Origin of the sequence: Fibrella aquatica (genome assembly GCF_041321135.1) — a bacterium.
In the GTDB taxonomy this organism is placed as follows: Bacteria; Bacteroidota; Bacteroidia; order Cytophagales; family Spirosomataceae; genus Fibrella; species Fibrella aquatica.
The window spans coordinates 168,249-180,499 of sequence record NZ_JBGGWF010000002.1; the positions used below are offsets into that span (position 1 = coordinate 168,249).

Here is a 12,251-nt window from a genome sequence, read left to right on the forward strand (position 1 = left end):
TTGCTCTTCTGCTTTACAACACGGTTGCTCAGGCAGGGCAAATCGTCAATCGTAACTCGTCAAACGTAATTCTGTTTAGCTGTCCTGTGCCTGAACCAGTTCTGTCAATGTGGGAAGCCCTTCGCGTTGGATCTGCTGTTCGCGATAAGCCCGAACTGATGCCAGAAACTGGTTTGCCTCGCCGATAAATCGGTTAGCGAAAGCCTCGGAGGGTTCTTCTTTATTGATACTGAAAACCAGCGTCTTGAATGCCGATTCTTCAGCGTGGAAGCCATCGACACCAGCAAACTCACGATCGAAATCAGCCACAATACCGTGCTGTGTATTAGTAGGGACATCGCGACTCATCAGGGCTGCTTTGGCACCGGTGATAAACACATTGTAGGCGTGATAGATCGCATCGGCCCAACGACCGTCGTCCAGCGATTCGGTGGCCCAGCTAAACTTGTCGGATGCTTCGTCGAGTGTGGTTGCCACTAGATCGAGCATTACGCCGGCACATTCCCCTACACCCACTTCTGTAGCATATTGCTCAGAATGATCCCAGTCAACGTAGTCACTATCTGTTATCGTTTTCAGATCGGCCAGTGGTTTCAGTAGTGTGTAGAAATAATTCTTACCCTGCCGACCGTAATAGTTGTTGTAATATTCACCGTCGAAAGCGTTGGCTTCGTAATCGGCAAACAGCGTGCGAAGTGCCGCCGGCCCGCGTTTGGTTGGCAGCTTGATGACTTTGTCACCCATCTGACCAACGCCATCCGCGTTGAAACCGCCGCCCAGCAACACCTGAAGCGCAGGCAATACATACGCGCCGTTTTTAATCGACGAGCCGTGGAAACCAATAGTGGCCACCGAGTGCTGACCACAACCATTCATACAACCGCTGATCTTGATCTTGATATCGGTGTTGTACACGATGTCAGGAAACTCCTCGGTCATTAGCGTTTCAAGCGCCCGGGTGATGCCGTAACTGCTGGTAATGGCCAGGTTACAGGTATCGGTGCCGGGGCAGGTGGTAATATCGGCCGTGGTGTCAAAACCGGGTTTTGCAAGTCCCAGCGCGTCGAGGGCTTCGTATAGAGCTACTACATTTTCGGGCCGAACGTACCTGAGCAGATAACCCTGATTCACCGTTACCCGAATATCATCGCCAGCATATTGCTTCACAACCTGAGCCAGCGCCCGTGCTGTATCCGACGACATGTCGCCGAGGAGAACCCGCAATTGAACGGCGTACCAACCCGCCTGCTTTTGTTCGAACACATTGGTTTTAAACCAGGTGTTAAAAGCAGCGTCCTGACTGTCAGGCTGATAGCCAGATACTTCAGGGCGTGGTTCTGGCAGTGCAACGTTGACCGTTGGACCTTGAACCTTAAACTCCTTACTCTTCAACGCCGTCCACTCGGTTTGCACCCGGCTGAGGAACTCCTCCAGGCCAATGTCGTTGAGCAGGTATTTCATCCGCGCTTTATGACGCTTCGTACGTTCGCCATAGCGATCGAATACGCGGATTACGGCTTCTATAAACGGAATGACCTGATCTTCGGCAATGAACTCCGTCGCTGTCTGGGCGGCAAACGGTTGCGCTCCCAAACCACCTGCCAACAGCACTTTAAAGCCCTGTTTGCCATCCTGAATACGGGGAATCAGGCCAATATCGTGCATGTAACCGTAGGCCGAGTCACGCTCCGACGACGAAAGAGCGATCTTGAACTTACGCCCCATATCCTGACAAATCGGATTACGCAGGAAGTAGGCATAAATAGCGTGAGCGTAGGGAGAGACATCAAACGGTTCTTCCGGATCGATACCCGCCCGCGCAGAACCCGTTACATTACGTACCGTGTTGCCACAGGCTTCTTTCAGGGTAATGCCGGCGTCTTCGAGTTCAGCCCAAAGCTGTGGCGAATCGGCTAGTTTAACAAAATGAAGCTGAATATCCTGGCGGGTAGTGGCGTGCAGGTTACCCGTGGCGTACTTATCAGAAACATCGGCGATACGGATGAGTTGATCGGCTGAGATTCGTCCGTAAGGCAGTTTAATGCGGATCATCTGAACGCCAGCCTGCCGCTGACCGTACACGCCCCGCGCCAAGCGGAATTTACGAAACTGCTCGTCGGTCATCTGCCCGGTAGTAAAGGCATCGACTTTTTGCTGAAGGTCGTTAATGTCGCGTTGAGCCGCTCGGCTGACATTGGGAGAAAAGGTAATAGACATATCTACTATTACTCTATAGAGTTTATATACTGACTAATTAAAACAAAGGCCGGAGGTGGGTCCGGCTTAGTCGTTATGAAGTGTACGTACAGGTTTAATTGGAAACCAGCTAAAATCGTTCCGAAAAGCCTGTTTTTAGTGCTTCAAGGGCCGCATTTCTGACATAGTTATGGGCAGACTGCCATAAAACGTACTTAGGAAAAGGTCATTTCCTCAACTTTTTAAACACACGCCAACCCTTTCCGTTGGGTGAGTACACTCGACTATTCATCGCTTATGCAAACGACTCTGTCACCACCTGTTTCTCTGGGGGATGCCTCCGCCGCTTTACTAACACCCGGCTCCGTGCGTCTCAACGTCAATGGCGCCATCAAAACTATTAGCGTAGCGCCCTGGACAACGCTACTCGACGCGCTTCGCGAATACATGAATCTGACAGGTACCAAAAAAGGCTGTGACCACGGCCAATGTGGTGCCTGCACCGTTTTGGTCAACGGCAAACGAATTAACTCGTGCCTGACCCTAGCCGTTATGCACGATGATCATGAGGTCACCACCATTGAAGGACTGGCCGGTTCGGAAGGTGCATTACATCCGTTACAGGCCGCTTTCGTTGACCATGATGCTTTCCAATGTGGGTACTGCACTCCCGGGCAAATTTGCTCGGCGGTAGGGCTAATGAACGAAGGTCAGGCAAAAACCGAGGCTGATGTACGCGAACTAATGAGCGGCAACATTTGCCGTTGTGGAGCTTATCCGCACATTGTCGATGCCGTAACTGATGTCATGGGCCTTTCTAAAAGCTAAACTTCTCAGCGCTTCTCGTTATGAATCCATTTGCTTATTCCCGACCCGATTCTGTTGGCTCAGCCATTGATGAACTGGTCTCCGAGCCTGCCGCTAAGTTCATTGGTGGTGGCACCAACCTCATCGATTTGATGAAGGAAAATATCGAGAAGCCATCGCGCCTCGTCGATATCAACCGCTTACCATTAACCGACATTACTGAATTACCCGATGGCGGATTGCGCCTCGGTGCGTTGGTTACGAATGCCGATACAGCCTATCATCCGCTGGTAAAAGAGCGGTATCCGTTGTTATCAGAAACCATTCTGGCGGGGGCTTCGCCGCAATTGCGCAACATGGCTACCAACGGCGGAAACCTGTTTCAACGCACCCGTTGCTACTATTTCTACGACAAAGCAATGCCATGTAATAAGCGCGAACCGGGCAGTGGTTGCGGCGCAATAGGCGGCTATAACCGGATTCATGCCATTCTGGGCACCGAATCGTCGGGGCAGACTGACACCAATTCCCAAACGGCTTGTATCGCTACGCATCCTTCCGATATGTGTGTAGCCCTGGCTGCTCTCGAAGCTATTATCCGCATTGAGGGACCAAACGGTGAACGGACTATCCCCATTGCTGAATTCCATCGACTGCCCGAGGGGCAACCTCAGTACGACAACACGTTGCAACCCGGCGAAATAGTGACGGCGATAGATTTGCCCGCCACCGGTTTTTCGCAACACCATACGTACCTGAAACTACGCGACCGGGCTTCGTACGCATTTGCCCTCGTATCAGTAGCCGTAGGGCTGGAGATGGACGGAACTGACGGATCGAACACCGTTACAAACGCCCGGCTGGCGTTGGGTGGGGTAGCTCATAAACCCTGGCGTAAAACAGAAGCCGAGCAACTGTTAATTGGTAAAGAAGCCACCGCCGAAAACTTCCACGCGGTAGCTGAGAACCTACTGGCGGGCGCAAAAGGATACGGACACAATACGTTCAAAATCGATCTCGCCAAACGGGCCATCGTACGCGCACTGACAGAAGCAGCAGGAGTTGAAAAATAAAGAGGTTTGTGGTTTGTAGTGTGTGATTTGTGGTTGCGCTGCTCTGGAACCCATTTCTAGATTAGCAGCGCAACCACAAACTACACACTACAAACCACAAACTATCCCAAACACACACATTCATGACTTACATTGGACAACCCGTCAAACGTGTCGACGGCCTGGATAAAGTGACTGGTAAGGCGAAATACGCCGCCGAATTTAACGTACCTGACCTTGCTTACGGCTTTGTGGTGTCGGGTGAGATTGCCAAGGGAACGATCACCAGCATCGATACGGCAGCGGCATTGGCTCTACCCGGTGTGCTGGAGGTCTTTACTCATGAGAATCGGCCCAAAACGGCCTGGTTCGACATGAATTACAAGGATCAGGATGCCCCGCCGGGTTCGCCATTCCGGCCTTTACACGACAACCAGATTAAGTACAGTAGCCAGCCAATTGCGCTGGTGGTGGCTGATACCTTTGAAATGGCGCGCTACGGTGCCTCGCTTATTAAAGTAGTTTATGATGCCGAACAGTCGATAACTGATCTGGAGGCTAACTTATCGGAAGCCCGTGACCCTGAGCCCGGCGTTTCTCATTTCCTGAAGCCTTTACCGCCCGAACCGCGCGGTAACGCCGATGCAGCCATGGCGGCTGCCCCAGTATCCATAAACGCCCGTCACGTGCATGGCCCGCAGCACCATAATCCGATGGAGATGTTTGGTACAACGGTAGAGTATGGCAAAGAAGACAAGGACGGAAAGCCGTATCTGACGATCTATGACAAAACGCAGGGCGCGCCGAACAGCCAGATGTACGTGGCGCAGATCTTTGATCTACCGTTCAGTCATGTACGGGTTATTTCACCGTATGTAGGCGGTGGCTTTGGGTCAGGCTTGCGCCCTCAGTACCAGCTTTTTCTCGCGGTTATGGCGGCTAAAGCCCTCCGCCGGTCGGTACGGGTCACGCTTACCCGACAGCAGATGTTCTCATTTGGTCACCGCCCCAACACGGTACAGGAAGTCGAACTGGGCGCTTCGACCGACGGAACCATCACGGCCATCAAGCACGACGCTAAGGCAGCCACCTCTCAGTTTGAGGATTATACTGAAGTGGTGGTGAACTGGACGGGTATTCTTTACGACGTACCTGACACTACGCTAACCTACAAGGTAAAACCGCTCGATATTTATTCACCACTGGATATGCGTGCCCCCGGTGGTGTAACCGGCGATCATGCGATCGAGACCGCTATGGATGCTCTGGCCTACGAATTGGGCATGGATCCGATTGAGTTGCGGCTAAAAAACTACTCGGAAAAAGACTGGACGGAAGGCGGTAAACCGTTCTCGAGCAAAGAGCTGCGGGCCTGTTTTTATCAGGGTGCCCAACGTTTTGGCTGGGATCAGCGCAACCCCGAACCACGCTCCATGAAGCGGGGGCATAATCTGGTGGGTTGGGGAATGGCTACCGGAATCTGGGATGCCAGCCGGATGCCAGCCCGCGCCGAAGCCGTATTGACCGTAAACGGTAAACTCCGCGTCAGCAGCGCCACCGCTGATATTGGCACGGGTACGTATACCATCATGACCCAAATTGCGGCCGATACGCTGGGTATGCCAATCGAAGATGTGATCTTTAAACTAGGCGATACCGAAATGCCAATGGCCCCCATTCAGGGCGGTTCATGGACGGCATCGACGGTAGGCTCGGCGGTGAAGCAGGTTTGTGAAGATTTAGGCAAGAAGCTGCTTAAACTGGCCGCAAAAGATGCCAAATCGCCGTTTTATGATGCTACCTGGAAAGACGTAACCTTCTTTGACGGGCAACTCAGGCTGAAAAAAGACCCGACTGTATCAATGGCATTGGTCGACATTGTAGCGCTGAACGGGGGGCGGGCCGTAACGGAAACGTCAACGTCTATTCCTAACCCGCTGGAGATCAAGAAATACTCGCGTCATACCCATGCGGCGGCTTTCGTTGAGGTGGAGGTAGACGAAGATTTGGGTACGGTAACCGTAAAACGAGCTGTTACAGCTGTAGCTGGTGGACGTATTCTAAATCCGCGCACGGCCCGCAGTCAGATTATTGGCGGAATGGTGTGGGGGATAAGCAGTGCGTTGCAGGAAGACAGTAAAATGGATCATCGCTACGGTCGGTTTATGAACCACAATCTGGCTGAGTACCATGTATCTGTAGCCGCCGATATCCATGAACTCGACGTGATTTTTGTGGAAGAGCACGACGATATTGTAAATCCGCTTGGTGCTAAAGGGCTAGGCGAGATTGGTATTGTGGGTATGCCTGCCGCTGTAGCCAACGCCGTTTTTCATGCCACCGGCAAACGCATCTACGATTTACCCATCACGCTTGACCGCGTATTGTATTAGTTAACTGGGGTAATTGGTCTAACTGGGCACCGCCCGGTGCGACCAATTACCTCAAAGTTCATTCAATCGTTTGCCCATATACTGACTGAAACGGCTGTGTTTGGGCTCGCCGATCAACTGCCGGCCATAAATACTGTAATGGCCTGAAACCAGATAGGAGGTAACGCAGGCAACGGCGACATATACGCCACAGCCACTACCAAACAGTTCCATAGCCATAATAGTACAGGCCAGCGGGGTGTTGGTTGCCCCTGCAAACACGGCCACAAAGCCCATGCCCGCCAGCAGTTCGGTGGGCAGAGGAACAAAATAAGAAAGGGCATTGCCCAGGGTGGCGCCAATGAAGAAGAGTGGTGTTACTTCGCCTCCTTTGAAACCGGCGGCCAGCGTGATTAGTGTAAATGCCATCTTCAGCGCGAAATCGTAAGCGGGTAGTTGCTTCTCAAACGATGCCAGGATGGTAGGAATTCCAAGACCGATGTAGTTGGTAGTACCAATGGTCCAAACGCCGAGCGCTACAAGAATACCGCCGATAAATGGTCGCAGAGGAGGGTAGCTGATCTTGGCTTTGAATAAAGCGCTTACCGTGTGAATAAGGCGGCTAAATGAAGCGGCACACAAGCCAAAAACAAGGCCGGCACCTAGTGCATACAACAACGTCGGCAGCGAAATAGCCGGTACCAGATCGATATGGTAATGGGTATGGTGAGTTTTCCAGAGGTTGGTCACTAAATCAGCCAGGGTAGCCGACATGATGACCGGAAATAGCGCCGCGTATGTAATGCGGCCAATCAGAAAAACCTCCAGTCCAAAAATGGCACCTGCCAGGGGCGTCCCGAAAACAGAGCCGAAACCTGCCGCAATGGCAGCAATGATCAGCACTTTTCGGTCGTTTTCGCTCAGGCGCAACGGGATGCTGAATTGATCGGCAATAGCGCCAGCCATTTGCAAAGCAGTGCCTTCGCGACCAGCCGAGCCCCCCAGCAAATGCGTGACCATGGTGCCGACATACACAAAGGGAGCCATTTTGAGTGGAACTGTTCCGCCTGGGTTATTAATCGTATCGATAAGCAGGTTGTTGCCAGCCTCTACGTCCTTACCATAGTGTGTGTACAGCATGCCAATGAGCAGACCGCCAAAGGGTAGTAAAGCGATCAGCCAAAGGTGTGTTTCCCGGTAAGCCGTTACCCAGTCCAGCGATTGTAAAAATCCCGCCGATGCCGTGCCGATACAAATGCCGAGAATTCCGCTGATGAACAGCCATTTCAGGATATAGGGGATGGCTGTGTGCCGCCTGAAAAAAAGGCGTGTAAGCAGGGTAATACGGCGACTAAACGACTTTTCCAGCTTTAATGTTAGTTTAAAAATTAACCTGTGCCTGTAGTCGGAGTAACCGCCCGGATTGCAAGTTGTTTTTTCGTGCAAAATCTTCGAACCGGCGCTCCGAAATCGTATACATACCTACTATTTCCAGTTGCCGAACTGGTTGCCATTCTACGCCAATTTCTGCTTCCTTAACCTCGTAACTTCGGGCATCTAACTCGTGCTTCTTTCCGCCTTTATACTGCTGAATCCGAGCAAAAGGAAATAAGGTTTGATTGCCGATTTTTTGATTATACATGACCTGAACGTACCCACCGTGCAAGTTTTTTGTCTGAATTGAGTTTGTTGTTTTGTCGAATTCAGGACCTTTTCCCGTATTGTATTCGGCTTGAATACCGAAAGGTTGAGGGTATAAAACGAACGTAACGGCCATTCGTTGATCAAGGTAATTCAAGTCGCTGTCAACCGTTGTTCCTGTGCTAATATTCGATCTCGATAGCACATATTGACCTTTGTAAGCCTGAATGCTTGTTTCGAGGAGTTGATTTTTTACTTTGAACGGATACGTAAGTCGACCCACTACGTGTAGCTCGTCGTTCAGTTCTGGATTGTTTGCCGTTTGTCCATTGTAAACGCCAAAACCGATTATACCGTAATCGCCACTTCCCTTCAAACCTGAATTGACGAGGTAACTTAATAACTTCCTTTTTTCTTTAGATGCCCAATAGAAAAATACGCCTAGATCACGTTCGTTAGACACGGCGCTATTTAAACCGTCATTTCTATCCAGGGCCAATCTGTTTTGGCTCGACTGCATATTTTCGAAGCCAAAAGGCACTTTACTCTGACCAATTCTAAATCGAAATTCGTTGTTTTTGTCGAGCCCCACGTCAACATATGCGTCGCGTAATTGTGCGAAATGCAATCTGTCAGAACTGGCATTGCTGACGAAATCGGGCTGGATGTAAACGTATATCTGTTTGCTGACTTGTCCGAAAAAAATGACGCGCATTCGTCTAATAAAAAATCCGTCTCCCTTTCCCCACGACCGGTCACACTGTTCGCATCTCAGGTCTTCGTTTGTCTCCAGGAGGCGATTGTATCGTGCCTGCATGTATCCCCGTATCGCTAACTGATCGTACCACTTAACATCACCAGGCCTGGGTGCCGTTGTTTTTTGTAGTGAATCTGATTGCGAAATGGCCTGATTGACAACTAATAAATTACACGAAATAAGAAAAAATAAAAAGTATTTCATTGACTTTAACTCGAGAGGATATTATTGATTACGATTGATTTTAAGGATGAAAAATAGTTTAATCAATTATCCGCTTGAGTAGTAATCAGACGACTTTCAGTAAATCAAAGAAAAATTAATTCCGATTACTGAAAAGTCGAATGACAAAGTAAGTGCTGTGAAAGCTGAATGCCAAACCCAGCCCACTAATTCTCTCCTAACCACTTGGCTACATCGTCGGGGGTATCCAAGTCAATACTGCCCTGCTCAAACGGAACGCTGGCCACGTCATCCAGATGTTGCTGTACCAGCTTTCGGGCTCCCGTATCGCCGGTGAGTTCTTTCAGCGCGTCAAAGTATTCGGGTCTGAACAGTACCGGAACACCCACGACATCTCCATACGCACTAGCCACAATGGCTTTGTGCGTCGATGTGGCGGTGTCGATCAGTTCTTCCACCAAAGCACGACTCACGTGTGGTTGGTCGGTCAATAATACGAGTATGGCCTCCGGGAATGTTTTTTCCAGTAACTCGATGCCCACTTTCAGTGAACTGGCCATGCCCGTTTTCCAGTCCGGGTTCGGCACGATACGTACCTGAATATCGTGAAGCGCCTCGGTGACGGCTTCCGAATTGGCGCCAACTACCACGACCACCGGCCCGGCGTTCAGGTCATGGGCCAGCTGGGCCATGTGGCGGACAAGGGGCTGCCCGTTCTTCTCCAGTAATTGTTTGGGTTGACCCAGCCGTGATGATTCCCCGGCGGCCAGAATGATGGTACCTACTGTCATGATGGGTTTGAGGTTTGAAGTTTGTAGTTTGACGTTGCGCTGCTATTGAACCAATCGTGCCTTCGCAGCGCAACATCAAACCTCAAACTTCAAACAACAAACTAATGTTGCAGCATCAGCGCGCCGACTGTAACGTTACTGGTTTCGTCAATTAGAATAGCGCCACCGTTGGCCCGGTTTTGGCCGTACGGATCAAAGGCGATGGGCTGAGCGGTACGCAGCACCACACGGGCCAGATCGTTCAGTTTCAACGTGTCGATGCTTTCGATCTGCTCATAGGTTTCAATATTGAGCTGATACGGAATAGCCCGAACCGAGCAGCGTGTCCGGGACGTACCTACCTGCAACACGTATTTGCTGCCCAGCGAAAGTGTTTTGGTATCCATCCAGCAAAGCATAGCCTCTACGTCCTGACTCAACAGCGGCTGGTTGGCCGACGGTACAATCAGGTCGCCGCGGCTGATGTCGATGTTATCGGCCAGGTGCAGAATAACTGATTGATTCACATGCGCGACCTGAACGTCCTGCTCATTGGTCTCGATTCGTGATATAGTCGAGCTTTCGCCAGAGGGGAGTACCGTTACCGCTTCGCCTACGTAGAACGAACCGCTATTGATTTTTCCAGCATAACCCCGGTAATCGGGCAGTTCGGCCGTTTGTGGGCGAATAACGAGTTGTACCGGCATACGGCCGAGCAACTGACTATCGCTCTGGTCGATTTCAATCGTTTCCAGATGGTTTAGCAGCGTTGTGCCAGTGTACCAGGGCATTGACTCCGACTGATCAACCACGTTATCACCGTTAAGTGCGCTCAATGGAATGTACGTGATGTCAGGAATAGTCAGTTTCTGAGCCAATTCGGCGTACTGAATACAAATGTTCGAGAACACATCTTCCGAAAAATCAACCAGGTCCATTTTATTCACCGCCACCACTACGTGCCGAATACCGAGCATGCTGGCAATGAGTGAGTGCCGACGAGTCTGTTCTACCACACCATGCCGTGCATCGATCAAAACGATGGCTAATTGGCAGTTCGACGCCCCCGTTACCATGTTGCGGGTGTACTGAATATGCCCCGGCGCATCCACGATGATGAACTTACGGGCCGTAGTCTGAAAGTAGCGGTACGCCACGTCGATGGTAATTCCCTGTTCGCGTTCTGAGCGGAGACCGTCGGTCAACAGGGCCAGATCAACTTCTCCGTTGTCCCGACTTCTGCTGGCTTTTTCGATGGCTTCTAGCTGATCAGCCAGAATTGATTTGGAATCATACAGCAGCCGACCGATGAGGGTACTTTTCCCGTCATCAACGCTACCACAAGTTATAAAACGTAGTAAATCCATTAGAAATTAAGAATTAAGAGTTAAGAATTAAGAGTTGTCAGCGTACCAGAATCGTGCTTTGCAGCGCAACTCCTAATTCTTAATTCTTGATTGATCAGAAATAGCCTCCTTTTTTGCGGTCTTCCATGGCTGCTTCAGAAAGCTGGTCATCCATGCGGGTTTCGCCCCGTTCAGAAACGCGGGTGGCCTGGATTTCGGCAATCACCTGGTCAAGCGTGTCGGCGTCTGATTCGGAAGCAGCGGTGCAGGAAATGTCGCCAACAGTGCGGAAACGTACCCGGCGGGTTACCCGCTCATCATCAGCCTCCTGCTGAATTACGTTGCCGGCAGTGGCCATCAATTTACCATCGCGGAGCAGTAACTCGCGATCATGAGCGAAATACAGGCTCGGCAGATCAATATTCTCGCGACGAATGTAATTCCAGACGTCGAGTTCAGTCCAGTTCGAGATAGGGAATACCCGTACGTTTTCGCCTTTATGGATCCGGCCGTTGTAGAGGTTCCAAAGCTCGGGGCGTTGCCGTTTTGGGTCCCACGAGCCAAACTCGTCGCGCACCGAGAAAACGCGTTCCTTGGCGCGTGCTTTCTCTTCGTCGCGACGGGCACCACCGATGCAGGCATCGAACTCAAACTCTTCGATTGTATCCAGCAAGGTGAACGTTTGCAGGCCGTTGCGGGTGGCGTTGCGACCGGTTGGCTCTTTCAGTTTCCGGGTACGTATGGTGTCTTCAACGTACCTGACAATCAGTCGTTCACCGAGGCTGTTAGCCAGCCAATCACGAAAATCGAGGGCTTCCTGAAAATTATGTCCCGTGTCGATATGGACGAGCGGGAACGGAAATTTACCGGGACGGAACGCTTTGCGGGCCAGGTGGACGAGCGTGATGGAGTCTTTGCCGCCCGAAAAGAGTAGCGCCGGCCGTTCAAATTGCCCGGCTACTTCCCGCATGATGTGAATCGCTTCCGATTCGAGTTGATCTAAATAATCCATGGTCATTGATTGTCATTAGGTGGTCATTACGCTTCGCTGTCATTAATGGTCAGTAGATGGTCTTCTCGTTTTACAACAAATGACTAATTAATGACAATCAATGACTACCTAATGA

At 50.9% G+C, this 12,251-nt stretch carries 9 protein-coding genes; 3 read left to right on the forward strand and 6 right to left on the reverse strand.

Annotated elements, in window-relative coordinates; genetic code table 11:
- Positions 1-75 precede the first annotated feature (75 nt).
- Positions 76-2,217, reverse strand: a complete 2,142-nt coding sequence (locus tag ACAW87_RS04635) for a ferredoxin-like domain-containing protein (RefSeq protein ID WP_370721988.1) — start codon at positions 2,215-2,217, stop codon at positions 76-78.
- A gap of 276 nt (positions 2,218-2,493) precedes the next feature.
- Between ACAW87_RS04635 and ACAW87_RS04640 the strand changes: the two genes are divergently transcribed.
- The 3 genes from ACAW87_RS04640 to ACAW87_RS04650 all read left to right on the forward strand — a co-directional run bounded on the left by ACAW87_RS04640 (position 2,494) and on the right by ACAW87_RS04650 (position 6,448).
- Positions 2,494-3,024, forward strand: coding sequence for a (2Fe-2S)-binding protein (locus ACAW87_RS04640; RefSeq protein WP_370721989.1), 531 nt, complete (start codon positions 2,494-2,496; stop codon positions 3,022-3,024).
- Positions 3,025-3,044: 20 nt separating this feature from the next.
- Positions 3,045-4,076 (forward strand): FAD binding domain-containing protein, encoded by a 1,032-nt coding sequence (locus ACAW87_RS04645; protein ID WP_370721990.1) that lies wholly within the window; start codon positions 3,045-3,047, stop codon positions 4,074-4,076.
- Between the two features lie 122 nt (positions 4,077-4,198).
- On the forward strand, positions 4,199-6,448 hold the full coding sequence (locus ACAW87_RS04650; RefSeq protein ID WP_370721991.1) for a xanthine dehydrogenase family protein molybdopterin-binding subunit: 2,250 nt from the start codon (positions 4,199-4,201) through the stop codon (positions 6,446-6,448).
- A gap of 51 nt (positions 6,449-6,499) precedes the next feature.
- Here ACAW87_RS04650 and ACAW87_RS04655 read toward each other — a convergent pair whose 3' ends face one another.
- The 5 genes from ACAW87_RS04655 to cysD form a co-directional block, all read right to left on the reverse strand.
- The gene (locus tag ACAW87_RS04655) at positions 6,500-7,873 is read right to left on the reverse strand and encodes a voltage-gated chloride channel family protein (protein ID WP_370721992.1); all 1,374 of its coding nucleotides are present in this window, start codon (positions 7,871-7,873) and stop codon (positions 6,500-6,502) included.
- The gene (locus ACAW87_RS04660) at positions 7,809-8,783 is read right to left on the reverse strand and encodes a porin (RefSeq protein ID WP_370721993.1); all 975 of its coding nucleotides are present in this window, start codon (positions 8,781-8,783) and stop codon (positions 7,809-7,811) included. The genes ACAW87_RS04655 and ACAW87_RS04660 overlap by 65 nt, the downstream gene beginning before the upstream one ends.
- A 431-nt stretch (positions 8,784-9,214) precedes the next feature.
- Positions 9,215-9,799, reverse strand: a complete 585-nt coding sequence (locus tag ACAW87_RS04665; protein WP_370721994.1) for a nucleotidyltransferase family protein — start codon at positions 9,797-9,799, stop codon at positions 9,215-9,217.
- A gap of 101 nt (positions 9,800-9,900) precedes the next feature.
- On the reverse strand, positions 9,901-11,145 hold the full coding sequence (locus ACAW87_RS04670) for a sulfate adenylyltransferase subunit 1 (protein WP_370721995.1): 1,245 nt from the start codon (positions 11,143-11,145) through the stop codon (positions 9,901-9,903).
- Between the two features lie 94 nt (positions 11,146-11,239).
- A complete protein-coding gene (cysD, locus tag ACAW87_RS04675) occupies positions 11,240-12,136 on the reverse strand; it encodes a sulfate adenylyltransferase subunit CysD (protein WP_370721996.1) in 897 nt (298 codons plus the stop codon).
- Positions 12,137-12,251: the final 115 nt, after the last annotated feature.